Origin of the sequence: Solwaraspora sp. WMMD791 (genome assembly GCF_029581195.1) — a bacterium.
Classification (GTDB): Bacteria; Actinomycetota; Actinomycetes; order Mycobacteriales; family Micromonosporaceae; genus Micromonospora_E.
Map to the genome: position 1 here is coordinate 6,635,698 of NZ_CP120737.1, position 24,760 is coordinate 6,660,457.

The window sequence follows — 24,760 nt, forward strand, 5'->3', positions numbered from 1 at the left end:
CCAGCGGTGCACATTCTACCGTCGCGGCGCTACCATGGGCCGGCGTACCGCGCGGGGCGGCCGGGGCGCTGCCGGTGCCGCCGCGCGTAGTTGACCGTGCACAGCGGTGCGACGGGCGTCGCAGGAGGCTGAAGGACACGATGACGGACCAGCTCGACGACGTACCGGCCGGAGTGGACATCTCGCGCCCCAGCGCTGCCCGGGTCTACGACTACTTCCTCGGCGGCGCGCACAACTTCGAGGTCGACCGGCAACTCGCCGAGCAGATCATGGCGATGACACCGCATCTGGCCGAGACCATGCGGGCCGGCCGGGCCTTTCTGCGCCGAGCGGTACGGATGCTGCTCGCCGACGGCGTCGACCAGTTCCTCGACATCGGATCCGGCATCCCCACCGTCGGCAACGTCCACGAGGTCACCCACGCGGTCGACCCGACGGCGACCGTCGTCTACGTGGACATCGATCCGGTGGCGGTGGCGCACAGCCGGACCATTCTGGCCGATGTGGCCACCGCCGCCGTGATCCAGGCCGACCTGCGTGAGCCGGACACGATCTGCGACCGGGCCGTGGCGACGGGGCTGATCGACTTCGGCCGGCCGGTGGCGGTGCTGCTCGCCGGGGTGGCCCACTTCATCCCCGACGCCGACGATCCGCAGGAGATCCTGCGCCGGCTGCGGGCCCATCTCGCTCCCGGCAGCTACCTGGTGATCTCCCACGCCACCTACGAGGACCAGCCGGCGGAGGTGCTCGCCGCCCAGCGGCTGTCGGCCCGTACCGACACCGAGATCACGTTGCGGTCCAGGGCGGACGTCGCCGCGATGTTCGGTGACTTCACCGTCGTCGAGCCCGGAATCGTCCACCTGCCGCTGTGGCGGCCGGACTCGCCGACCGACGTGGATGATCACCCGGAGCGGTTCGGTGCCTTCGGCGGTGTCGCCCGCCGGGACGCCGCCCTGTCCTGATCATGCCGGCGTCCGGTACGGGCGACGCGGCCGCCGGGATCGACGTCGACGGTGCGCGGCGGTTCGCACAGCGGTGGGCGGCCGCCGCCGGCCAGCTCGGCTACCTTCCCCTGAGCTCCGCCGAGACCGTCGACATCCTTCTCGGACACACCCTGCGACTGGCAAACGCGGTGGCGGCCGCGACGTTCAGTGACGAGCCCGGCCGTGACGTCGGGCGGGCGATGGTCGACGACCATCTGACCGAGCCGGCCGTGCTCGACTGGACGGTGTCCGCCCTCGGCCGCGACTTCCTGCCGCTGGTGCTGCCGCACCTGGCTGACCCGGCACCGGCCCGGCAGCGGGTCGGCCGGTTGCAGGGAGCGCTGGCCGGCGGCTACGCCCGCGCGTTGCGCAACCGGGTCTTCGCGCAGCAGTCCAGCATCCGCCGGGCCGCCTGGTCCGCCCGCGATGCCGCCGAACAGGCGCTGCGCGACAGCGAGGCCCGGTTCCGGGCGGTGTTCACCGGCGCCGCCATCGGCATCGGCATCGCCGACCTCACCGGCCGGATCATCGACGTCAACCAGGCCTTCGCCGACATGCTCGGGTACCCGGTGGCGCAGCTGCGGGAGGTCAACGTCGGGCAGCTGTTCCACCCGGACGACGCCCCCGGTATGTACCAGCTCTATCTGGAGCTGATCGAGGGCAAACACGACAGCGTCCGGGTCGAGAAGCGGTACTACCGCAAGGACGGCCGACCGATCTGGACCGACCTGGCGGTGTCGCTGGTGCGCCACGACGACGGCCGCCCCCGGTTCACCGTCGCCATGGTCGCGGACATCAGCGACCGGTACGAGATGCAGCGACGGCTGCGGTTCCAGGCCGAGCACGACCCGCTCACCGAACTACCCAACCGGGTGCGGTTCTTCGACCAGCTCGCGGCGGCGCTCGCCGACGATCAGCAGCAGGTCGGGGTCTGCTTCCTCGACATCGACGGATTCAAGTCGATCAACGACGGGCTCGGTCACGGGGTCGGTGACCGGGTGCTGACCGTGGTCGCCCAACGGCTCGTCGCCAGCGTCGCCGACGCCGGGCATCTGGTCGCCCGGATGGGCGGTGACGAGTTCGTGATCCTGGTGTACCACTGCGCCGGCACCGCCGAGCTGGTCGGCGTCGCCCAGTCGGTGCTGACCGCCCTCGCCGCACCGATCCACGTCGACGGTCACCAGCTGACTGTCACAGCCAGCGCGGCGGTGGTGGAATCCGCGCAGATCGGCCGGGATCCCACCGACGTGATGAAGGCCGCCGACACCACGTTGCACTGGGCCAAGGCCGACGGGCGCGGCCGGTGGGCCGCCTTCGACCCGGTCCGTGGCGCGCAGGACGTCACCCGCTCGGCGCTGGCCGCCGCGTTGCCGGCTGCCCTGGACCGGGGCGAGTTCGTGGTGGAGTACCAGCCGATCGTCCGCCTCGCCGACGGTACGACGACCGCGGTCGAGGCACTGGTCCGCTGGGAGCATCCACAACTCGGCCGGCTGGGCCCGGACCGGTTCGTCACCCTCGCCGAGGAGACCGGCCTGATCGTGCGCCTCGGCCGGTGGGTGCTCGAGCAGTCCTGCCGGCAGGCGAGCCGGTGGCACGCCGCGCATCCGTACGTCCCGATCGTGGTCAGCGTCAACATCGCCGCCCGGCAGGTCAGCGATCCGCAGCTGGTAGCCGAGGTGGCCGGGGTGCTGACCCGTACCGGGTTGCCGCCGCACCTTCTGCAGCTGGAGCTGACCGAGAGCGCGGTGATGGCCACCGGAGGCGAGCCGTTGCGGGCCCTGCGCCGCCTCGCCGGTCTCGGCGTCCGGCTGGCGATCGACGACTTCGGTACCGGCTACTCCAACCTGGCCTACCTGCGGCGGATGCCGATCCACGTACTGAAGCTGGCTGGCGGCTTCGTCGAGGGGATGCGCGCCGACGGGCCCCAGAGCGACCGCGACGAGCGGATCGTCGATGCGCTGGTCCGCCTCGCGCACGCCCTTGACCTGACCGTCACCGCCGAGGCCGTGGAGACCGCGAAGCAGGCGCGGCGGCTCGCCGCGCTCGGCTGCGACCAGGCACAGGGCTGGCACTTCGGGCGTCCGGTGCCGGCCGACCAGATCACCGCTGCGCTGTCCCGGAACCGGGACCGGGACCGGGACCGGGACGTAACCGGACCGTGACGGCGCCGTCGAGCGCGGGCCGCTCGGCCACCGCGTGGGCGAACCGCACCAGGTCCGCGACGGGTACGCCGTACGGCGACTGCTCGGCGTACGGCGCGATCCGTTGCGCCGCCCGGGCGAGCAACCGGGCGGCACCGGTCGGGTTCCCCCGCCGAGCATGGGTCAGCCCCACGGCCAGCTGAGCCAGGCCGCGCCAGAACTCCCGCTCTGGCGCCGGTGCTGCCTTCCAGGCCGACTCCAGCACCTCGTGGGCGTGGAACGGTCGGCCGGTGTCGAGCAGCCGCTGTGCCTCGTCGAGTGCCTCGACCGGGGTGAGCACCAGGTCGTCCGGTGTCGTCGGGACCCCGGCTGCCCCCGGTGGCAGCGGCCGGCCGAGCTCGTCGCGGGGCCGGGCGTTGCGGGGACGCCCCGCACCGTCACGGTCACGGTCGATTGGTCGACGGGTCACCGGCCAACCCTAGCCGCCGGTCGGCATCCGACTCCCCGGCTCGACGGCCTCCGTCGGCGTCCAGATACCCCACTGTGGATTCAGCGCGATCGTGAGCGCTTCCTGGGTGGTCAGCGCGGGCTCGGTCGGTGGGTTGGTGCGGCCGTCCCAGGGCTGGCATCGGGCGATGTTCAGCTCGACCCGGATCCCGTCGGGGCGCTGCACCCACAGTCCGCGACCGGCCAGGCAGTCGTCCGTCAGGTCGTAGATGACCACGGCGGTGCCGTCCGGCAACGTGTAGCACAGCTGCCCGGCGTCGCACCGCGATGCCGAGGCCGGATCCGCCTGGGAGATGGTCAACCGGATCATCCCCGGCCCGTCACCGCGATCCAGATGGAGCGCTACGGTCGACAACCCCGACCGGGGCCAGAGCTCGGCGCTCGTCGCATGGTCGCTGGTCCGGCCCTCGGGAAGGAGCCCGAGCAGCAGTTTCAGCGCGTCCTCGGCGGTGGGTGTGGCGAACGTGGTGTCCGGTCCGGGACCGACGACACCGGATTCGGGCCCGACGACGTCGAAATCGAGCGACTCGGGCGCCGGGCAGTTGGTGACGTGGATCCGTGGGGACAGCGACGCCGACAACCCCACCGGGTCGCTCTCCCCGCAGCGGGGACGCGGCGTCGGGCTCGGGGCCGCCGGGGCCTCGGTGGCCGGGCCCCGTGTCGGGGCCGGTACGGCGAGGGTGGCCGGCGGTGCCGCGGCGGGTGCCGCCACCTCGTCGACCGGCCCGGTGGCGATCGCCCCCAGCATCGCCGGAGCGAGCAGAGCCGCGACAGTGGCGAGGGCCGCGGCGGCGACACCGCCGACGGTGGCCAGCACCCGGCGTACCCGGCGGCGCCGACGGCCCTGCCGGATCGACGTCGCCACCAGGTCCCCGAGCGGCGGCGCCGGCTGGCCGAGCAGCTCCTGCTCCAGCAGCCGCTTCATCTCACTCGCCACCGTGCCCGCCTTTCCCGTGTCGCCGAACCGCCCGTGGTCGTGTCGAACGCACCACTCACACCCGGCATGACGTCGCGGCCGCACCGGCGGGTGACCCAGCCGGCGACCTTCGTGCCGTACGGGTGCCACCGGTACACCCTGCAGTGTCGCCTACGGCACGCGTCGCCGGCACCGCGCACCGTGTCGACGCGCGATCGTCGCGTGCGACCATGGAGCGATGGGAAAGGTCTATCCCGACATCGACGGTCGCCTACGGGCCTTCATCGAGGCGCAGCCGATGTTCTTCGTCGCGACCGCGCCGTCGGGAGGTGACGGCCACGTCAACGTCTCCCCGAAGGGAATGCGGGGCACGTTCGCCGTACTCGGCGAGCGCCGGGTCGCGTACCTGGACTACCACGGCAGCGGCGCGGAGACGGTGGCGCATCTGCGCGACAACGGGCGGATCACTCTGATGTTCTGCGCGTTCGACGGCCCACCGAAGATCGTCCGGCTGCACGGCCAAGGGTCGGTGGTGCCGGTCGACGACCCTCGGTTCACCGAGTTGGCCGCGATCTTCGACGATGCACCGGACCAGCACGGGGCGCGGTCGGTGGTTCTGGTCGACGTCACGCGGGTCAGCGACTCCTGCGGGTACGGCGTCCCGCTGCTGCAGTACGGTGGCGACCGCGACCTGTTGATCCAGGCGCACGCCCGCCGCAGTGCCGACGATCTGGTGGACTACCGCGCCACCCGCAACGCGGTCAGCCTCGACGGTCTGCCGGCGTTCTCCTGAACTGTCGGAGCCGGTCCGGTTGGGGGTCCGCACAGCCCGCTGACGGGTCGCCGGGTGACCCGTCGGCGGGCAGGGCGCTCCGTGCGCGGCGGCAGCCGACGGTGTCCGCCGGCACGTTAGGGCGGGCCCGCCACCGGGTAGGAGGCGGGCCACGCCGGGACGGTCCGGGGCAGGGGACGGTCCGGGGCAGGGGACGGTCCGGCACCGGCCGGGCGGTGCGGTGGCGTGCCGGGTTCGATTATTGAGGGTGGTCAGTGATGGCAGAGGGTGATCGGCCGGCAGGGGCCGCCGCAGCGCCGGCACCCGCCACCTCACCAGCAGCCCTGCCTGCCGCACTCGCCGCCGCGTTCGACGCGGGCGGTGAGATGGGGGCGATGATCCGCGACCGAGACTGGTCCGCCACGCCGCTCGGCCCGCCGCACCAGTGGCCGGCGAGTCTCAGCCACGCCGTCGCCATGATGCTCTCCTCCCAGGCCCAGATCGTCCTGTACTGGGGTGACGAACAGCGGGCCTTCTACAACGACGCGTACCTGCCCACCATCGGGGCCAAACATCCGGCGGCCCTGGGGGAGCCCGCAGCGCGACACTGGTCCGAACTGTGGGACGTCCTGGAGCCGCTGTTCGACCGGGTCGTCGCCAGCGGCACCGCCTACCGGGGCACCGACCACCCGTTCATGCTCGAACGGCACGGCTTCCTGGAGGAGACCTACTTCGACGTCTCCTACGATCCGCTGCGGGTCGAGGACGGCAGCGTCGGCGGGGTCTACTGCGTCGTCAGCGAGACCACCGGCCGGGTGCTCGGTGAGCGGCGGTTGCGGGCCCTGGCCGACCTCAGCACCCGGTTGTCGGATCTGCAGAGTCAGGCGGAGCTGCGCCGGGGAGTGCTCGACGTGCTCGACGGGTGCCGCCGCGACGTACCGTTCGCCCTGCTGTATCTGGGTTCCGACGCCGATTCCGCCCGACTCGCCGGTGTGACCGGCGTGCCGGCGGACACCGTCGTCGCGCCCCGGCATCCGGAATCCGACACCGCCCCGGCGGCGCTGCTCGCCGCGTTGCGCGAGGGCACCGACGGGTCGGCACCGGTCGGGGACTTCGTCGCCGTACCGCCGGACAGCGCGGCCGCGGAGGCGTTCGTCCTGCCGATCTGTGCCGCCACCGATCCGGTCGGCGCGTTGGTCCTCGCGGGCAGCCGGCACCTGCCCTTCACCGGTGACTACCGTGACTTCTTCGACCTGCTCGCCCGCCAGGTCTCCAGTGCGGTCACCAACCAGCGGGCCTATCTGCACGAACGGGCCAGGGCGGCGGAACTGGCCGCGATCGACCAGGCAAAAAGTGACTTCTTCGCCAACGTCAGCCACGAGTTCCGGACCCCGCTGACGCTGCTGCTCGGGCCGATCGAGGACCAGCTCGACGAGCCGGACCTGCCCGCCGGGCACCGGGAGCGGGCCGAAATGATGCACCGCAACGCGTTGCGCCTGCTCAAACTGGTCAACACGGTGCTGGACTTCTCCCGGCTGGAGTCGGGGCGGGCGCGGGCCACGTTCCAGCCGGTCGACCTGGCCGACCACACCAACCGCCTGGTCAGCACGTTCCGGTCGGCCGCGCAGCGCGCCGGCCTCGACCTGGTGGCGGACTGCCCGCCGCTGCCCGTCGCGGTCCACGTCGACCCGGACCTGTGGGAGAAGGTCGTGCTGAACCTGCTCTCCAACGCGCTGAAGTTCACCTTCGAGGGCGGCATCACCGTCCGGCTGCGCCAGCGCGACCAGATGGCGGAGCTGACCGTCGCCGACACCGGGATCGGTATCCCGCCGGCGGACCTGCCGCACCTGTTCGAACGGTTCCACCGGGTGGCCGGCGCCAGGGGCCGCAGTCACGAGGGCACCGGCATCGGACTGGCCCTGGTCCGCGAGCTGGTGCAGCTGCACGGCGGCACCGTGGCGGTACGCAGCGAACCCGGCCACGGCAGTGTCTTCACCGTCGACGTCCCGCTCGGCACCGGGCACCTGTTGTCCCCGTCGGTCGGGCCGGCCGACATCGACGTCGGCGGCGTGGGCGACGTCGACGTGGGCGACAGCGACGTGGTCCGGCTGCACCTGGCCGAGACCGAACGGTGGACCGGCACGGCACCGGCCGACCCGCAGGCGACGACGCACGGCGTCACCGACCCCGTGTCCTCGTCGCGGCCCGGGACGCCGGTCGGGCGGGTGCTGGTCGTCGACGACAACGCCGACCTGCGCGACCACGTCAGCCGGCTGCTGGCACCGTACTGGCAGGTGGTGACCGCGACCGACGGCACCGAAGCGTTCGACCTGGCCACCCGCACCGCGTTCGACCTGGTCCTCACCGACGTGATGATGCCGAACCTCGACGGATTCGGGCTGGTCGCCGCGTTGCGGGCGGACCCGCGGACCCGGCATGTACCGGTCGTCGTCCTCTCGGCCCGCGCCGGACCGGAGTCCGCGGTCGAAGGGCTCGCCGCCGGTGCCGACGACTACCTGGTCAAGCCGTTCGCGGCGCGGGAGCTGGTCGCCCGGGTCCGGGCCAACGTCGAACTCGGCCAGCTGCGCGGCCAGATCATCCGGCAGCTGCGGGCGCTCGCCGACGCCGCCATCGCGGTGAACACCGCGCAGACCACCGCTGAGGTGTTGCGGGCGACGGTGGCACACGTCCAGCGGCTGGCCCACGCGGCCCGGGTGGTCGCCACCGCCCCCGGAGCCCGGCACGAGGCCGACGGTGGCGGTCGCAGCACAGGCGAGCCGGCGGCGGCCATTCCGTTCATCGGTGCCACCGGGGAACGACTCGGGGAACTGCTGGTCTGGCCGGCCGACGAGGCCGGCACCGACATCGACTCCGCCGCCCTGTCGGAGTTCGCCCGGCTGGTCGGTCTGCGGTTGGGCAATGCCCGGTTGTACGAGGCGGAACACCGCATCGCCACCACCCTGCAGCACAGTCTGCTGCCGCAGACGCTGCCCCGGGTGCCCGGTGCCCTGCTCGCCAGCCGGTACCTGCCCGGCAACGCCGAGGCCGAGGTCGGCGGCGACTGGTACGACGCGCTGGAGGTCGGCGGTGGCCGGCTCGTGCTGGTCATCGGCGACGTGGTGGGCAAGGGCGTCAGCGCGGCCGCCACGATGGGGCAGTTGCGCAACGCACTGCGCGCCTACCTGCTGGAGGGGTTCGCCCCGGGTGACGCTCTGACCCGGCTGAACCGCCTGATGGCGACGATGAGTCGGCGGTCACTGGCGACCGTGGTGTGCCTGTCGGTCGACGCGTCGACCGGCGAGCTGCGCTACGCCAGCGCCGGGCACCCGCCGCCGGTGCTGGTCGCCGACGGTACGGCACACCTGCTGCACGAGCGGGCCCTCGGGCCGCCGATCGGGGCGATCCCGGCGAGCAGCTACGAGACGTCGCTCGCCCGGCTCGACGTCGGCACCCGGCTGATCTGCTACACCGACGGGCTCATCGAGGACCGGACCGAGGGCATCGACGCCGGCCTGGACCAGGTCCGCGCCGACGCGGTGGCCGGCGGCGACCATGTCGAGGACGTCGCCGACCGGCTGCTGCGGCGGGTGGCCCGCCGGCCCCGCCGCGACGACGTCGCGGTGCTGGTGCTGGAGACCACCGAACTGGACCGGCTGACGCTACGACTGCCGGCGCAGGCGACCAAGCTGGCGCTGCTGCGGCGGCGGCTGGAGGACTTCTTCACCGCGCACGGCCTCAGCGAGACCGACCAGTTCGACCTGACCGTGGCGATCTCCGAGGCGGCGGCCAACGCGATAGAGCACCCGGTGAGCCCGGCGGACTCGGACATCTGGGTCGACGTCTCGATCGACGGCGACGAGCTGACGGCCAGTGTGCGCGACAGCGGCGGCTGGCGGGAGGCGACCGACGCAGGGTTCCGGGGGCGCGGGCTGGCGCTCATCGCCGCCCTGGCCCAGCTGCGGATCGACCGTGACGAACACGGCAGCCGGGTGACGCTCGGCCGGCGGCTGGCGGCGCGCACCGGTCGTGGCTGAGCGGTGACGGTCCGGCGGTGGCTGAGCGGTGATGGTCCGGCGGTGCTGAGCGGTGACGGTCCGGCGGTGCTGAGCGGTGACGGTCAGGTTGCGGCGAGCCACGGTTGTTCGCCGAGACCGGAGACCTCCAGAACCCGGCGGACCTGCCGCGACGGCAGTACCGTCAGCGCCTGCGGGTAGCGGTCGATGAGCTGGATCAACGCGTGGATCGCGGCCGAGTCGAAGAACGACACCTGACGCAGGTCGAGCGTGAGCGCGTCGGCGGCGACCCGGGTCGCCGCCTGGTACATGTTGTCCGCCGTCGCCATGTCGACTTCGCCCTGCACCGTGACGGTCAGGCGGTGGCCGTCGAGGTCACTGGTGGCGGAGAAGACCGGTTCCGGATCCTCGAGGTCCACGCAGTAGAAGATGGCACAACTGTGCGGATCCATCAAGAATCGGAGGTAACGGTTGGTCGGGTCGCCGGCCGGCCGTCCGGGTGGGCCGCCTGGGACGTCAGCTGGCCAGGCCCGGCGATACTCTGGGGGGATGACCGCCGTCCGCGCACCGCTGACCCCCGGCACCGTTTCGCCCTGGCGCGAGGTGCCCGCGCACATCGCCCGGCCGGAGTACGTCGGCAAGGATTCGCCCACCCCGTGGCGCGGCTCGCACGTGCAGACTCCGGAGACGATCGAGCGGATGCGCTTCGCCGGTCGGCTGGCCGCCCAGGCGGTGCAACTCGCCGGCGAGTACTGCAAACCCGGGGTGACCACCGACGAGATCGACCGGGTGGTGCACGAGTTTCTCTGCGACCACGGTGCCTATCCGTCCACGCTGGGGTACAAAGGTTTTCCGAAGTCCTGCTGCACCAGCCTCAACGAGGTCATCTGTCACGGGATCCCGGATTCGACGGTGCTGACCGACGGCGACATCATCAACGTCGACGTGACGGCGTACATCGGCGGCGTACACGGCGACACCGACGCCACGTTCTGCGTCGGTGAGGTCTCCGAGGAGGCCCGGCTTCTGGTGGAGCGGACCCACGAGGCGATGATGCGGGGCATCCGGGCGGTCGCTCCGGGACGGCAGATCAACGTCATCGGTCGGGTGATCGAGTCCTACGCCCGCCGGTTCCGTTACGGCGTGGTCCGCGACTTCACCGGTCACGGCATCGGTGAGGCGTTCCACAGCGGGCTCTACGTGCCGCACTACGACAGCCCGCGCCCCACCGACGTGATGGAACCGGGGATGACCTTCACCGTCGAGCCGATGATCACCCTCGGCACCCACGAGTACGACGTCTGGCGCGACGGCTGGACCGTGGTCACCAAGGACCGTCGGTGGACCGCGCAGTTCGAGCACACCATCGTGGTGACCGAGGACGGCTACGAGATCCTCACCCTGCCCTGACGGTCGCCGGGCCGGGCTGGCCGGTCAGGCCGAGCGTGGTCTCGCAGTGGTCGAGCCACCGGACCTCCGACTCCGCCTGGAACAGCAGGGCGTCCAGCACCAGCCGCTGGGCCAGGTCGGCGGGGTCGATCGCCAGCCGGGTCCGGGTCAGCTCCCGCAGCTCGTCCATGATCGCCGCGCGCTGGGTGGCGAGGATGGCCGGTACGTCGGCACCGGGGCTGACCAGCGCGACCGCCACCTTGATGGCGAGTTCGTCCCGGCCACGGGTGGCGCGGGGGACCGGGCTGGCGAACCAGCGGGCCAGTTCGTCCCGGCCGGCGTCGGTGATCTCGAACGGTCGCTGCCCGCCCTCGTTGGCCGGCAGGGCGCGGACGAGGCCGTCGCGGTGCAGCCGGGCCAGCGTGGTGTAGACCTGCCCGATGTTCAGCGGCCAGGTCTGGCTGGTGTGCGCCTCGAACGCGGCGCGGAGCTGGTAGCCGTACATCGGTCCGGTCCCGAGCAACGCCAGCAGGCCGTGACGGATGGACATGGCACCCGAGTATGCGTACCAGGTATGTCGCCGGCAACCGGGGTCATGAATCCAGGGTCAGGTGTCCGGTCGGGTCGCGCCGGCCGGCGGCTCAGTCCGGCCGTCCCGGCCAGGTCGGCACGACCGGTGTGCTGCCCGCCGCCTGCCGCCACTGGGTGGCCCGCACCGCGTACTCGATCATCGTGGCCAGCGCCGATTCGCGCTGCGTGCCCTCGGTCGCCGGCAGCAGGTCCCGCCAGACGGCGGCGCTGCGCTCCTCGACCTCGGCCGCCAGCCGCAGCGCGCTGGCCTGGTCGGTGACGGGGAAGGGCGTCTGGTAGGCGGCCTGGGCCGGCACCGTGTCGCCACCGGTCGCGCGCAGGATCAACTCGTCGCGTCGTGCCCGGTGGGCGGCTTCGGCGGTGCGCGCCCGGGTCACGGCGTCACCGGTCAGCTGTGCCCCGATCAGCCCGTACGCGAAGATCGCCGCGTGCTCGGCGGCCAGTGCCCGGTCCCACGGGGTCATCGGAGCACCTCCAGGTGGCAGGCGCGGGCGGCGGCGATCGTCCCGAGCAACGCGGCGCGGTCGGCGGTCGCGGCGAGGCACGCGGCGACGGCGGCGTCGCGGGCCGACTCCTCGGCGGTACGCAGCGCGGCGACGACGGCAGCGCGGTCCGGTGCCGGTGTGCCGGTGCCACCTGGGCCCATGCTGCCCGGGGCCCCGGTGGCGCTGCCGCTGGCCGCCGGGCCTGGCGCGGTGGCCGTCGGGTCCGCCGGGGACGTGGGCGTCGCCAGTTCGATGCCGGTGACCCGGGCGAGTTCGGCGGCGTGCGCCCGATGGGTGGTGGCGATCGGCGTCAGCAGGGCATCGAGGTCGGCGACGCGGGCGGCTGCGGCCGCGTACTCGTCGGCCAGCTCGACCGTCGCGGCGAGCAACCCGGCGAGCGGGTCCAGCGCCGGTTCGGGCTCCGGGGTGCGGTCGAACAGACCGCAGCCGGTGGCCGCCGCCGGCGTGACGGCGGCGAACATCGCGCCGGCGGCGCCTCGGAGCAGGTCCCGCCGGCTGCAGCCGGCGCCGGTCCGCGCGCCCGGACGGCCGGTGGCGCGGGCGCGCCGCACCGGGTGGTGGTGGGGTCTGGACACCGGGCTAGTCAACACCATCGGTGCGGCGGATGCGTCGGTACCGGCCCGATTGCGCGTCGGTCGGCCGCCGGCCCGACCGCTGTCTCGGGCGGGCGGCGTGTCGTAGTGATGTCGCGACGCTCGGTGTCGATCGCCGCCTGTGGTGCCCGGCGGTCGCCCCGCGCGTCGCCCCGCATGGTTTCGTCGGTGCGCCGGGCGGTCGATCCCCTCGGGGGCGCGTTACGCTCTGCCCAGCCCCGGATGAACCGCATCCGGCGATGCCGCCGCAGTGGTGACGGCGCATGTCGAAGACGATAACGGTGGAAGGGTGCGGAGATGACACAGCGTGACCGTGCCGGTGGCAGGTCACCCGGTTCCCGCTCCCGCCGGCCCGCTGCGGCGACCCGCTCCCGTCCCGAGGGCGGCCCCCGCCCCCGGGTCGAGCCGGTCGTGCGGCGCGACCGCCTGCGCGCGGTGATCGAGCCGGTGGTCGTGGCCGCCGGCTTCGACCTTGAGGACGTGTCGGTGTCCCGGGCGGGGCGTCGCCACCTGGTCCGGGTGATCGTCGACGCGGACGGCGGTGTCGGTCTGGACGCGGTGGCGGAGGTCTCCCGGTCGATCTCGGCGGCGCTCGACGAGGCCGAGTCCACCGCCGGCGCGGATCTGGTCGCCGGTGAGTACCAGCTCGAGGTCAGCTCGCCCGGGGTGGACCGGCCGCTGCGGTTGCCCCGGCACTGGCGGCGCAACGTCGGCCGGCTGGTCCGGGTGAGCGCGGCCCAGCGTCAGGTGACCGGTCGGGTCGTCGCCGCCGACGACGACTCGGTCAGCCTGGACGTGGACGGATCGGTGCAGCAGTGGCCGTACGCGGATCTCGGCCCCGGCCGGGTCCAGGTGGAGTTCCACCGCCTTGACGAGGTCGACGACGACGACCTGGCGGATTTCGACGGCTCGACCGACGACGAAGTGGAGGACGAGGAGAGGTGAACATCGACCTCGCGGCGCTGCGCGCACTGGAGCGCGAGCGGGAGATCCCGTTCGACACGATTCTCGCGGCGATCGAGGCCGCGCTGCTGACCGCGTACCGGCACACCGAAGGTGCCCAGGCTCAGGCCCGGGTCGAGATCGACCGCAAGAGCGGCATGGCCCTGGTGTACGCCCAGGAGGTCGGCGACGACGGCGTGGTGGTACGGGAGTGGGACGACACCCCGCACGACTTCGGGCGGATCGCGGCGATGACCGCCAAGCAGGTGATCCTGCAGCGGCTGCGGGAAGCCACCGACGAGGTGCACTTCGGCGAGTACGCCGGCCGCGACGGCGACCTGGTCACCGGGATCGTGCAGGCCCACGAGGCGCGGACCGAGAAGGGTATCGTCACCGTCGACCTCGGCAAGCTGGAGGCGGTGCTGCCGGCGCCCGAGCAGGTGCCGGGGGAGAGCTACCCGCACGGACAGCGGATCCGGTGTGTGGTGGTGCATGTCGCCAAGGGCTTCCGTGGTCCGCAGATCACCCTGTCCCGGTCGCACCCGAACCTGGTGAAGAAGCTCTTCGCCCTGGAGGTCCCGGAGATCGCCGACGGCACCGTGGAGATCGCCGCGATCGCCCGCGAGGCCGGTCACCGTACCAAGATCGCGGTACGGTCGACGACGCCAGGCGTGAACGCCAAGGGTGCCTGCATCGGGCCGATGGGTCAGCGGGTTCGGGCGGTGATGAGTGAACTCCACGGCGAGAAGATCGACATCATCGACTGGTCGGACGACCCGGCGACGTTCGTGGGCAACGCCCTGTCCCCGGCGAAGGCGCTACGGGTCGAGGTGGTCGATCTGGCCAGCCGTACGGCCCGGGTGACGGTGCCGGACTTCCAGTTGTCGCTGGCCATCGGCCGGGAGGGGCAGAATGCCCGCCTTGCTGCCCGGTTGACCGGTTGGCGGATCGACATCCGTCCGGATACCGAGTCGGCGCCCGCCGGACGTGACCCTGCTCCGGAACCGGGCGGCGCGGTCTCTGGCGCGGCGGGGTAGACTTTCTTCGTGGTACGACGTGCGTCGCCGGAGCGCACCTGTGTGGGCTGTCGGCGACGTGCACCGGTTCACGAGCTACTACGGTTCGTCGTGGTGGGGGGCGAGAGCGAGTTGCGCCTGCGACCCGATCCGATCCGTGGTCTGCCGGGGCGGGGCGCGCACCTGCATCCCGATCCGGCGTGTCTGCAGCTGGCGCAGCGGCGTCGCGCTTTCGGGCGGGCGTTGCGCGTCACCGGTGTCGTGGACTCCGGTGAGCTGGCTGAGTACATTCGCGCGTCAACCGCTACGTCCGGTCATCCGGCCGGACGAGGGTCGCACAGCAAGGTAGGACGACCGACATGAGCACACGATGAAGTCCCAGCAATGATCAGGCTTCAAGTGCACGAGTGAGGTCGCTGCGGGTGCTGCCCGCACGACCTCGGAGTGAGGAGTGCAGTGGCAGGCAAGGCCCGCGTACACGAGCTCGCCAAGGAGCTCGGGGTCGAGAGTAAGACCGTTCTCGCCAAGCTCAAGGAGATGGGCGAGTTCGTGAAATCCGCGTCGAGCACGGTGGAGGCACCGGTCGCCCGACGCCTCCGTGGTGCGTTCGCGGCATCCGCCCAGTCGTCGACCACGGCGCCGGCCCCCTCGGCCGCGCCGTCGACGGGTAGCACCGAATCCAGGATCTCCGCCAAGCCGGCTCCGCCGCGCCGACCGGCCGCCCCGTCGTCGATGCGGCCCAAGGGTCCGGTCCCCGGACCACCGCCGTCGGCGGCACCGGTGGCCAAACCGGCCAGCGCCCACGACATCGAAGTGGCCGCCGCAGAGGCGCGGGCCGCCGCGCTCAAGGCCGAGCAGGAGGCGAACGTCAAGGCCGCTCAGCAGGCGGCGAAGCAGCGCGACACCACCCGTCGGGACACCCCGCCGGAAGGTGGCCCACGGCCCAAGCCCGGTCCGGGCTCGGTGCCGCCACGGCCGGGCAGCCCGGCCGCTGGCCGGGCGACCGGTGGCCGTCCGCCCGCACCCGGTGCGCCGTCGGCGACGCCGGGTCGTCCGGGTGCCCGCCCGCCGGCCCGTAGCGGCGGCAACAACCCGTTCGGCATCACTCAGGGCGGCGGCCAGCGGCCCGCCGCTGGCGGCGGCGGTCCCCGACCCAACCCGGCGTCGATGCCGCCCCGGCCGAGTCCTGCCTCGATGCCGCCCCGGCCGAGCCCGGCGTCGATGCCGGCGCAGCGTCCGGGTCGGCCCGGTGGTCCCGGCGGTGCCGGGCGTCCGGGTGGCCCCGGCGGTGCCGGTCGCGGTGGCGGCGGCGGTGGTTTCCGTGGCGGTCCCGGTGGCGGCGGCGGTGGTTTCCGTGGCGGTCCCGGTGGCGGTGGCGGCGGCGGTGGTTTCCGTGGCGGTCCCGGTGGCGGTGCCGGCGGCGCGGGTGCCGGCGGCGGTTACCGCCCTGGCGCGCCAGCCGGTGGCGGCGGTCGGCCCGGTGGCGGCGGCCGTGGCCGTGGCGGCGGTACGGCCGGCGCGTTCGGCCGGCCCGGTGGTCGTCCCACCCGTGGCCGCAAGTCCAAGAAGCAGCGCAGACAGGAGTTCGACAACCTGTCGGCACCGACCATGAGCTCGGGCGCACCACGGGGCCAGGGCCAGGTGGTACGGCTGTCGCGGGGCGCGTCGCTGTCGGACTTCGCAGACAAGATCAACGCGAACCCGGGTTCGCTGGTCCAGGAGATGTTCAACCTGGGCGAGATGGTCACCGCCACGCAGTCCTGCTCGGACGAGACCCTGCAGCTGCTCGGCGAGCACCTCGGCTTCAACGTGCAGATCGTCAGCCCGGAGGACGAGGACCGCGAGCTGCTGGCGCAGTTCAACATCGACCTCGACGCCGAGGTGGAGTCCGACCGGCTGGTCAGCCGTCCGCCGGTGGTGACCGTGATGGGTCACGTCGACCACGGTAAGACCAAGCTGCTCGACGCCATCCGCAAGACCAAGATGGTCGAGGGCGAGGCGGGTGGCATCACCCAGCACATCGGTGCCTACCAGGTGCGGGTCCCGCACGACGGGGTCGACCGGGCGTTGACCTTCATCGACACCCCGGGTCACGAGGCGTTCACCGCCATGCGTGCCCGTGGTGCGCAGGTCACCGACATCGTGGTGCTGGTGGTCGCGGCCGACGACGGCGTCATGCCGCAGACCATCGAGGCGCTCAACCACGCCAAGGCGGCCGACGTGCCGATCGTGGTCGCGGTCAACAAGGTCGACAAGCCGGAAGCCAACCCGGACAAGGTCCGCCAGCAACTGACCGAGTACGGTCTCGTCGCCGAGGAGTACGGCGGCGACACCATGTTCGTCAACGTGGCGGCCAAACCCGGGATCGGCATCGACGACCTGCTGGAGGCGGTTCTGCTGACCGCCGACGCGGCGTTGGAGCTGACCGCCCCGATCGACGGTCCCGCGCAGGGCATCGCGATCGAGGCCCATCTGGACAAGGGCCGTGGTGCGGTGGCCACCGTGCTGGTGCAGAAGGGCACCCTGCGCACCGGTGACTCGATCGTCGCCGGTGGGGCGCACGGCCGGGTCCGGGCGATGCTCGACGAGAACGGCCAGCAGGTGTCCGAGGCCGGGCCGGCCCGTCCGGTGCTGGTGCTCGGTCTGACCGCGGTGCCCAGCGCCGGCGACACCTTCCTCGCCGCGCAGGACGACCGCACGGTGCGGCAGATCGCCGAGCAGCGGCAGGCACGCCGCCGGGCGGCGAGCTTCGCCAACTCGCGCGGTCGGGCCACGCTGGAGACGCTCATGGAGCAGATCAAGGAGGGCGAGAAGACCTCGCTCAACCTGATCCTCAAGGGCGACGTCTCCGGCTCGGTCGAGGCGTTGGAGGACGCGCTGTTCAAGCTCGACATCCCGGACGAGGTCCAACTGCGGATCCTGGACCGGGGCGTGGGTGCGATCACCGAGAGCAACGTGATGCTCGCGAGCGCGTCCGCCGAGGCGGCGACGATCATCGGCTTCAACGTCCGGGCCTCCAACAAGGTTCGGGAGATCGCCGAGCGCGAAGGCGTGGAGATCCGGTACTACACCGTCATCTACCAGGCCATCGAGGAGATCGACGCAGCGCTCAAGGGCCTGCTCAAGCCGGAGTTCGAGGAGGTCGAGCTGGGCACTGCGGAGATCCGCGACGTGTTCCGTTCGTCCAAGATCGGCAACATCGCCGGCTGCATGGTCCGGTCCGGCGTCATCCGCCGCAACGCCAAGGCCCGCCTGCTGCGCGACGGGGCGGTGGTCGCGGACAACGTCACGATCAGCTCGCTGAAGCGCTTCAAGGACGACGCGACAGAGGTCCGGGAGGGCTTCGAGTGCGGTCTGACCCTGGGCAACTACAACAACATCCAGGTCGGCGACGTCATCGAGACCTTCGAGATGCGGGAGAAGGCACGTACCTGACCCGCTGAGGTGACACAGCGACCCGACGGGCGGTCGGGGCCGGCGCAGCTGCGCCGGCCCCGACCGCCCGTCGGCCATCGGCGGCAGCGCGGTCAGGCGTATCCTGCGGGACGATGTTCACCGGAACCGCACTCTTCGACATGTTGCTGCCCGGCGACTCCCAGTCGCTGAAGGCCAAACGCTCCTACGTTCGTCCGATCGTCGCCGCGCTGCGCCGGTTCGAGGTGTCGGCGGCCGAGGTCGGTGCGCTCGACCGGCACGGCCGCGCCGAGATCGCGGTGGCGGTGGTCGCCGCCGACGCGGCACACGTCCGTGAGGTGCTGGACAACTGCGAGCGGATGGTGGCCGGCCGGCCCGAGATCGAACTGCTCTCCGTACGCCGTCGCCTCTACGGTGTCGACGACTGAGCGCCGCACCGTGACACAGGTAGGGTCGAGACGTTGACGGACTGCGCGGAGGTAGCAAGATGACGGATCCAGCCCGGGTACGCCGGCACGCCGAGCGCGTGCGCGAGCTGGTGGCTTCGGTGGTGCGTACCCAGATCAAGGACCCCCGGCTCGGGATGATCACGATCACCGACGCGCGGATCACCGCGGACCTGCGCGACGCGACGGTGTTCTACACGGTGCTCGGCGACGCTGCGGCCGAGGCCGGCACGAAGGCGGCGTTGGACAGCGCGAACGGCCTGCTGCGCAGCACGGTCGGCAAGGCGCTGGGGCTGCGTCACTCGCCGACGCTCACCTTCGTCCTGGACAACGTGCAGGAGCACGCCAAGCACATTGACGACCTGCTGGCGGCGGCCCGGAACGCCGACGCCGAGGTGCAGCGCCTGGCGGCGAACGCCCGGTACGCCGGGGACGCCCAGCCGTACCGCGAGGACGCCGACGCCGAGGACGCCGACGCCGATGACGACGAGGCCGACGACGACGCGCCGGCCTCGGCCGACGGAGCGGATCCGGGGCGGCGGGCGCGATGATCAGCGTTCCCTCGCCGGCCGGTCCGCTGGCCGACCGGGTGCCGGGGCCGACCGAGGACGAGTGGGCGGCCGCGGTGGCGGCGATCGAGGCGGTGCCGGCCGGTGGCCGGGTACTGCTGCTGTGCCACGTCAACCCGGACGGCGACGCCCTCGGCAGCATGCTCGGCTTCGGCCTTGGGCTGTGCCGGCTGGGTGGCCGGCAGGTCCAGGCCGCCTATCCCGGAGTGCAGCAGCTGCCACCGGCACTGCACGGCATGCCCGGTGCCCAGCTGCTGGTCGCGCCGCACGAGGTGTGGTCCGATCCGGACCTGGTGCTCTGCTTCGACGTGGCCAGTGCCTCCAGGCTGGGATCGCTGGCCGATCGGATGTCGGTGCCGACATCGATCGTCGTGGACCATCACGCCTCCAACACCCGGTTCGGCGGCATCCATCTGGTGGACCCGGGTGCCGCCGCGACCTCGGTGGTGGTGCAGGGGCTGCTCGACCGACTCGGCGTACCGCTGGACGAGCAGATCGCGGAGTGCCTGTACATCGCGTTGGTCACCGACACCGGCTCGTTCCGGTTCGAGATGACCACGCCGGCCGTACATGAACTGGCCGCCCGGTTGCTGGCCACCGGGATCGCACCCGCGCAGATCGCCCGGCGGGTCTTCGACAGCCGCCCCTTCGGCGCCGTCCGGCTGTTCGGGGCGGTGCTGCAGCGCAGCGTCCTGGAGCCGGCGGCAGCCGGTGGGCGGGGGCTCGTCTGGACCTACGCCACGCTGGCCGACCTGGCGACCTACGATCAGCAGCCGTACGTCCTGGAAGCGCTGATCGATTCGGTCCGCTGTACGGTCGAGGCCGACGTGAGCTGTGTGCTCAAGCAGGTCGCCGAGTCCACCTGGGCGGTGTCGATGCGCAGCAAGGGCGGGGTGGACGTGAGCCGGGTCGCGGTCGCGCTCGGCGGCGGCGGGCACCGGCTCGCGGCCGGCTTCACCGGTGTCGGTACGGCGCCGGACGTGATCCAGGCGATCCGCGCCGAGCTGGACTGATCCGTACCGGTCGCGGGTCGCGTACGACGTCGGTCGATCGATGCCCGGACCGGTCGGCGGGCGCGGCGGCCCGACGTGCTTCACTCGCCGTGAGCTGGCGGGGACAATCGGATGATGGAACAGCCGTCTGAGCTCGCCGCGGACGTGCCGCGGACGTGGGACCGACCGGTGGTCTCGATGCCGGTCATCGCCGTGCTGTCGCTGGTCGGCGGGCAACTGCCGTCCTTTTCGACGGCGGCCAATCTCTACACCATCGGTACCGGCGGCGCGTTGATCTGGATCGGCCTGTCCACCCGGGTGCCCCGGCGGCCGTCGCCGCGCCGCCTCGGCGACGGCGCCGTCTGGTGGGTACTGCCGGTCGCGGTCTTCACCGTCTTCGAGTCGGCGACCTTCGCGCTCGGGTCGACCGAGGACTTTCCGACCTTCTCCAAGCTGGCTGACCCGGTGCTGGAGGCGCCGCTCGCCCGCAGTGCGGGGTACTTCGCCTGGCTCGCCGCGTTCTGGGCGTTGGTGCGCCGATGAGCGTGGCCCGCGTCGTCGTGGTCGGTGGGTTCACGCTGGCTGTCGCCCTGTTCGTGGCGGTGGAGGTGCTCGCCCGCCGGCCGGGTTCGCGCATTCCGTCCTTTGGTGACGTCTGCGCCTACGTGATGCAGTACGAGGTGGGCAAGGTGCCGGTCGGGCGCCTCGGAGTGCTGGGTTTCTGGTGGTGGGTCGGGTGGCACTTCTTCGCCAGGTGATCGACCGACGACGATGTAAATCTCCCACAACGTGGGAACGGTGGGCAGGATGTGGACCTGAACGATAACTTGGGTGTGGTGCGGGCCACACCTGCCCGCGTTCTGCTCGCCTGGTCGCGACCCGGAGATCCCGGCTCTGTCGCCGTCGGCAGCCGGTGTCCACTATGCGAGAAGGTCGTGTCGCCATGCCCAGCAAGCCCAAGCCCGAGACCACCGACGATGCCCGCGAGCAGGCCCGCCGGGCGCTGCAGATGTCGATGGACACCCGCCAGTAACCGGCTGCTCGCGTCAAAGGTGACGTAGGCGGTAGTAAGTGACATAGGCAATAGCGGTCCTTACGGATCGGCTGCGATGCTCTGCGTCGATGACCAGTGCCAGCAGGCCGGGGACCGCCCCGCGCCAGGTGTCCCACCGGCGGATCGCGCGCCTCGCGCTTCCCGCCCTGGTGGTGCTCGCCGCCGAGCCGTTGTACGTCCTGGTCGACACGGCCGTGGTCGGCCGCCTCGGGGCCACCGCGCTCGCCGCGGTCGCCGTCGGTGGCACCGTCATGTCCGTCGCCGCCTGGCTCGGTACGGTCGCGGCCTACGGCACCACGAGCCGGGCCGCCCGCCGGTTCGGAGCTGGCGACGCCTCGGCCGCCCAGGCCGAAGGTGTCCAGGCCTCCTGGCTGGCGTTCGCCGTCGGGGTGGCGCTCGCCGTCGCCGCGCAGTTCGCCGCCGGACCGGTCGCCGCCGGACTCGCCGGCCCGGGCAGCTCGGTCGCCGACGCCGCCGCCCAGTGGCTGCGGATCGCGGCCTGGGGAGCGCCCGGTCTGCTGCTGGCCGCCGCCGGCAACGGGTGGATGCGCGGCGTCCAGGACACCGGCCGCCCCCTGCGGTACGTCCTGGCGGCCAACGGGATCTCCGCCGTACTCTGTCCGCTCCTGGTCTACCCGGCCGGCCTCGGCCTGGTCGGCTCGGCGGTCGCGAACGTGGTCGCGCAGACCCTCGGTGGCGCGCTGTTCGTGCGTGCGTTGGTCCGGGCCGGCGTACCGCTGCGCCCCCGGCCCCGGCACCTGCTGACGCACCTGGCCGTCGGCCGCGACCTGCTGATCCGGGGCGCGGCGTTCCAGGCGAGCTTCCTGTCCGCGACCGCCGTGGCGGCCCGGTACGGCACCGCCCCGGTCGCCGCCCACCAGATCGCCATCCAGCTCTGGTTCTTCACCGCGCTGGCGATGGACGCCCTCGCGATCGCCGGGCAGTCGCTGATCGGTGCCGCGCTCGGTGCCGGTGACGCTGCGGGTGCCCGGCTGCTCGCCCGCCGCCTGGTCTGGCTCGGTGCCGGCGCCGGGGTCGCGTTCGCGGTGGTGTTCGCCCTCGGCGCTCCGGTGGTCCCCGGCTGGTTCAGCCCGGATCCGGCCGTGCACGACCAGGCCATGCTGGTCTGGCCGTGGTTCGTGGCCCTGCAACCGGTCGCCGGTGTGGTCTTCGCCCTCGACGGGGTGTTCATCGGCGCCGGCGATCTGCGGTATCTGCGGAACCTGACGATCGGGGCGGCCCTCGGCGGCTTCCTGCCGGCGATCTGGGCCAGCTACGCGCTGCAGCTGGGCCTGGCCGGCATCTGGGCCGGGCTCGGTCTGTTCATGCTCGTGCGGCTGGTCGGGCTGGTCGCCCGGCTGCGGTCACCACGCTGGGCGGTGCTCGGCGTGCCGGTGGACCGGACCTGATCGCCGTGGCGCGGCGGGATCTGGCAGGCTTGGCAGTCGTGAGTACGCACGGACTGATCGTGGTCGACAAGCCGGCCGGGATGACCTCGCACGACGTCGTCGCCCGGATTCGGCGGCTGGCCGGGACCCGACGGGTCGGCCACGGCGGCACCCTGGACCCGATGGCGACCGGAGTGCTGATCGTGGCGGTGAACCGGGCCACCCGGCTGTTGACCTACGTGATCGGCGCGGGGAAGAGCTACACCGCCACGATCCGGCTGGGCGTGTCGACGACGACCGACGACGCCGAGGGAGAGGTGACCGCCCGTACGGCGGTGACCGACGTCACCCCGGAGCGGATTCAGGCCGGCCTCGCCGCGCTGACCGGCGAGATCGACCAGGTCCCGAGCGCGGTCAGCGCCATCAAGATCAACGGGCAGCGTGCCTACCAGCGGGTCCGCGCCGGCGAGGACGTGGCGCTGGCCGCCCGTCGGGTGACCATCTCCCGGCTGGACCCGCTGGCCGTACACCCCGGCGACGACCGCCACGTCGACGTCGACGTGGCGGTGGACTGCTCGTCCGGCACCTACATCCGGGCGATCGCCCGCGACCTCGGCGCGGCGCTGGGGGTCGGTGGACACCTCACCGCGCTGCGCCGGACCGCCGTCGGCGGCTTCACTCTCGCCGAGGCGGCGACCCTGGCCGAGCTGGAGCAGCAGGCCCCGGACGTGGTGCGGCTGCCGTTGGCCGCCGCCGCCGACCGGATCCTGCCCCGGCGGGAGGTGGGCGCCGACGAGGCACGGGTGCTCGGGCACGGTGGCCCGATCCGGCCGGTCGGTCAGCCGGGCCCGTACGCGGTCTTCGACCCGGCCGGTGAGCTGCTGGCGGTGGTCTCCGAACGGGGCGGTCGGGCCCGCGCGGAGATCGTGCTGGCTCCGGCGTGACAGCATCGGTCCGGCCGGTGGCCCCGGTCGGCACACATCCGGCGGGACGGAACCTACAGGGACGGGAACGTACGGGGACGCCCCCGATGGGGACGGGAATCTACGGGATCCCCGACGGGCACAGACTCGACGGCACAAAGTGGCACCACAGGCGGGAGGCGCAATGCAGCGGTGGCGGGGCGTGACGGCGGCCAGTGGCGGCTTGGGCCGGTCGGTGGTCACCATCGGCGTGTTCGACGGCATCCACCAGGGGCATCAGGCGATCATCGGGCACACCGTCAAACGCGCCCGGGACCTCGGCATCCAGTCCGTGGTGGTCACCTTCGATCCGCATCCGGCCGAGGTCGTCCGGCCGGGCAGCCACCCGGCGGTGCTGACCGGCCCGGCGCGCAAGGCCGAGTTGATCGAGGCGCTCGGCGTCGACGTTCTCTGCGTGCTGCCGTTCACCATGGAGTTCTCCCGGCTGACCGCCGAACAGTTCGTCCACGACCTGCTGGTCGAGCAGTTGCACGCGGCGGTGGTCGTGGTGGGGGAGAACTTTCGGTTCGGCCACCGGGCGACCGGTGACGTGGCGCTGCTGGAGCAGCTCGGCCGGACCTTCGGCTTCGCGGTCGAGGGCGCGGGTCTGGTCAGTGACAACGGGACGATCTTCTCGTCGACGTACATCCGGGCCTGTATCGACGCGGGTGACGTGACCGCGGCGGCCGCCGCGCTGGGACGCCCGCACCGGCTCGAAGGCGTGGTGGTGCGCGGCGACCGACGGGGTCGTGAGATCGGTTTCCCCACCGCGAACCTGCTCACCCCGCAACACGTGGCGGTGCCGGCCGACGGTATCTACGCGGCCCGCCTGGTCCGCTCGGACGGCCCGGTACGCCCCGACGGGCTCAGCGGGGGAGGGCCCGGGCTACCGGCGGCGGCCTCGATCGGCACCAACCCCACCTTCGCCGGGCGCGACCGACGGGTCGAAGCCTTCATCCTCGACTTCGACGGCGACATCTACGGCGAGCAGGTGGCGATCGACTTCGTGGCCCGGCTGCGGGAGACCCGCCGCTACGACGGCGTCGGCCCGCTGGTCGCCCAGATGAACACCGACGTCGCCCAGGTACGGGCGGTCCTCGGCGTCTGAACCCGACACCTGACGACTCGGTGGGGGGCGACCCACCGTGGCCTTGCGATCCCGCGCGGCGACCTGCTGGTAGCCTGAACCTGGCGTCGGAACACCGACGTGTCGTCTCGCGTGCCTGCACGACGCCGCGGGTGCGAGGCGAGGGACACCCCCACACAGATCAGGGAGACCATGGCGCTCGATCAGGAAGCCAAGCGCAAGATCCGCGAAGAGTACGCCACCGCCGATGCGGACACCGGCTCGCCGGAGGTCCAGGTCGCGGTGCTGACCAAGCGGATCGCCGACCTCACCGGGCACCTCAAGGTGCACAAGCACGACCACCACAGCCGTCGTGGTCTGCTGCTGCTGGTCGGTCGGCGTCGTCGGCTGCTCAACTACCTGCAGAAGAAGGACATCAACCGCTACCGGTCGCTGATCGAGCGACTCGGCCTGCGGCGGTGACGTGACGGCCGGCGGCA

General features: G+C 72.4%; 24 protein-coding genes. 18 read left to right on the forward strand and 6 right to left on the reverse strand.

Annotated elements, in window-relative coordinates; genetic code table 11:
- Positions 1-140 precede the first annotated feature (140 nt).
- A complete protein-coding gene (locus tag O7623_RS29940; protein WP_282226266.1) occupies positions 141-962 on the forward strand; it encodes an SAM-dependent methyltransferase in 822 nt (273 codons plus the stop codon).
- A 2-nt stretch (positions 963-964) separates the two neighbouring features.
- Complete coding sequence (locus O7623_RS29945; RefSeq protein WP_282226267.1) at positions 965-3,145, forward strand: GGDEF and EAL domain-containing protein; 2,181 nt, start codon at positions 965-967, stop codon at positions 3,143-3,145.
- On the opposite strand, the gene O7623_RS29950 is transcribed toward O7623_RS29945, so the two are convergent.
- Positions 3,084-3,593, reverse strand: a complete 510-nt coding sequence (locus O7623_RS29950; protein WP_282226268.1) for a DUF309 domain-containing protein — start codon at positions 3,591-3,593, stop codon at positions 3,084-3,086. The two genes, O7623_RS29945 and O7623_RS29950, sit on opposite strands and share 62 nt — an antisense overlap.
- Positions 3,594-3,602: 9 nt before the next feature.
- Positions 3,603-4,568 carry a hypothetical protein gene (locus tag O7623_RS29955; protein WP_282226269.1) on the reverse strand — a complete coding sequence of 322 codons (966 nt, stop codon included), beginning with the start codon at positions 4,566-4,568 and terminating at the stop codon, positions 3,603-3,605.
- Positions 4,569-4,785: 217 nt separating this feature from the next.
- Here O7623_RS29955 and O7623_RS29960 point away from each other — a divergent pair, with 217 nt between their 5' ends.
- Both O7623_RS29960 and O7623_RS29965 read left to right on the forward strand, forming a co-directional pair.
- Positions 4,786-5,340 (forward strand): pyridoxamine 5'-phosphate oxidase family protein, encoded by a 555-nt coding sequence (locus tag O7623_RS29960; protein WP_282226270.1) that lies wholly within the window; start codon positions 4,786-4,788, stop codon positions 5,338-5,340.
- A gap of 257 nt (positions 5,341-5,597) precedes the next feature.
- The gene (locus O7623_RS29965) at positions 5,598-9,353 is read left to right on the forward strand and encodes a SpoIIE family protein phosphatase (RefSeq protein ID WP_282226271.1); all 3,756 of its coding nucleotides are present in this window, start codon (positions 5,598-5,600) and stop codon (positions 9,351-9,353) included.
- 83 nt (positions 9,354-9,436) lie between these two features.
- Here O7623_RS29965 and O7623_RS29970 read toward each other — a convergent pair whose 3' ends face one another.
- Positions 9,437-9,751, reverse strand: coding sequence for an STAS domain-containing protein (locus O7623_RS29970; RefSeq protein WP_282226272.1), 315 nt, complete (start codon positions 9,749-9,751; stop codon positions 9,437-9,439).
- Positions 9,752-9,881: 130 nt separating this feature from the next.
- On the opposite strand from O7623_RS29970, the gene map reads away from it, so the two are divergent.
- Positions 9,882-10,742, forward strand: a complete 861-nt coding sequence (map, locus tag O7623_RS29975; protein ID WP_282226273.1) for a type I methionyl aminopeptidase — start codon at positions 9,882-9,884, stop codon at positions 10,740-10,742.
- Here map and O7623_RS29980 read toward each other — a convergent pair.
- The 3 genes from O7623_RS29980 to O7623_RS29990 form a co-directional block, all read right to left on the reverse strand.
- Entirely contained in the window at positions 10,729-11,271 is a 543-nt protein-coding gene (locus O7623_RS29980) for a PadR family transcriptional regulator (protein ID WP_282226274.1), read from the reverse strand. The two genes, map and O7623_RS29980, sit on opposite strands and share 14 nt — an antisense overlap.
- A gap of 91 nt (positions 11,272-11,362) precedes the next feature.
- A complete protein-coding gene (locus tag O7623_RS29985) occupies positions 11,363-11,776 on the reverse strand; it encodes a ferritin-like domain-containing protein (RefSeq protein WP_282226275.1) in 414 nt (137 codons plus the stop codon).
- Positions 11,773-12,393 (reverse strand): hypothetical protein, encoded by a 621-nt coding sequence (locus O7623_RS29990; RefSeq protein WP_282226276.1) that lies wholly within the window; start codon positions 12,391-12,393, stop codon positions 11,773-11,775. Before O7623_RS29990 ends, O7623_RS29985 begins: the two co-directional genes overlap by 4 nt.
- Positions 12,394-12,708: 315 nt before the next feature.
- On the opposite strand from O7623_RS29990, the gene rimP reads away from it, so the two are divergent.
- From rimP to rpsO, 13 genes are all read left to right on the forward strand, one after another.
- A complete protein-coding gene (rimP, locus tag O7623_RS29995; RefSeq protein WP_282226277.1) occupies positions 12,709-13,356 on the forward strand; it encodes a ribosome maturation factor RimP in 648 nt (215 codons plus the stop codon).
- Complete coding sequence (gene nusA, locus O7623_RS30000; protein ID WP_282226278.1) at positions 13,353-14,390, forward strand: transcription termination factor NusA; 1,038 nt, start codon at positions 13,353-13,355, stop codon at positions 14,388-14,390. Before rimP ends, nusA begins: the two co-directional genes overlap by 4 nt.
- 93 nt (positions 14,391-14,483) lie before the next feature.
- The gene (locus O7623_RS30005) at positions 14,484-14,732 is read left to right on the forward strand and encodes a YlxR family protein (protein WP_282226279.1); all 249 of its coding nucleotides are present in this window, start codon (positions 14,484-14,486) and stop codon (positions 14,730-14,732) included.
- Between the two features lie 93 nt (positions 14,733-14,825).
- Positions 14,826-17,804, forward strand: a complete 2,979-nt coding sequence (gene infB, locus O7623_RS30010; protein WP_282226280.1) for a translation initiation factor IF-2 — start codon at positions 14,826-14,828, stop codon at positions 17,802-17,804.
- A 113-nt stretch (positions 17,805-17,917) separates the two neighbouring features.
- The gene (locus O7623_RS30015; protein WP_282226281.1) at positions 17,918-18,211 is read left to right on the forward strand and encodes a DUF503 domain-containing protein; all 294 of its coding nucleotides are present in this window, start codon (positions 17,918-17,920) and stop codon (positions 18,209-18,211) included.
- A 59-nt stretch (positions 18,212-18,270) separates the two neighbouring features.
- Positions 18,271-18,780, forward strand: coding sequence for a 30S ribosome-binding factor RbfA (rbfA, locus tag O7623_RS30020; RefSeq protein ID WP_282226282.1), 510 nt, complete (start codon positions 18,271-18,273; stop codon positions 18,778-18,780).
- Entirely contained in the window at positions 18,777-19,811 is a 1,035-nt protein-coding gene (locus O7623_RS30025) for a bifunctional oligoribonuclease/PAP phosphatase NrnA (protein ID WP_282226283.1), read from the forward strand. Before rbfA ends, O7623_RS30025 begins: the two co-directional genes overlap by 4 nt.
- A 114-nt stretch (positions 19,812-19,925) precedes the next feature.
- Entirely contained in the window at positions 19,926-20,333 is a 408-nt protein-coding gene (locus tag O7623_RS30030) for a hypothetical protein (RefSeq protein WP_282226284.1), read from the forward strand.
- Entirely contained in the window at positions 20,330-20,548 is a 219-nt protein-coding gene (locus O7623_RS30035) for a DUF6186 family protein (RefSeq protein WP_282226285.1), read from the forward strand. The genes O7623_RS30030 and O7623_RS30035 overlap by 4 nt, the downstream gene beginning before the upstream one ends.
- A 364-nt stretch (positions 20,549-20,912) precedes the next feature.
- Complete coding sequence (locus O7623_RS30040; protein ID WP_282226286.1) at positions 20,913-22,253, forward strand: MATE family efflux transporter; 1,341 nt, start codon at positions 20,913-20,915, stop codon at positions 22,251-22,253.
- A gap of 38 nt (positions 22,254-22,291) precedes the next feature.
- Entirely contained in the window at positions 22,292-23,176 is an 885-nt protein-coding gene (gene truB, locus O7623_RS30045; protein WP_282226287.1) for a tRNA pseudouridine(55) synthase TruB, read from the forward strand.
- 163 nt (positions 23,177-23,339) lie between these two features.
- Complete coding sequence (locus O7623_RS30050; protein ID WP_282226288.1) at positions 23,340-24,302, forward strand: bifunctional riboflavin kinase/FAD synthetase; 963 nt, start codon at positions 23,340-23,342, stop codon at positions 24,300-24,302.
- Positions 24,303-24,473: 171 nt separating this feature from the next.
- On the forward strand, positions 24,474-24,743 hold the full coding sequence (rpsO, locus tag O7623_RS30055) for a 30S ribosomal protein S15 (RefSeq protein WP_282226289.1): 270 nt from the start codon (positions 24,474-24,476) through the stop codon (positions 24,741-24,743).
- The last annotated feature ends 17 nt before the right edge of the window (positions 24,744-24,760 follow it).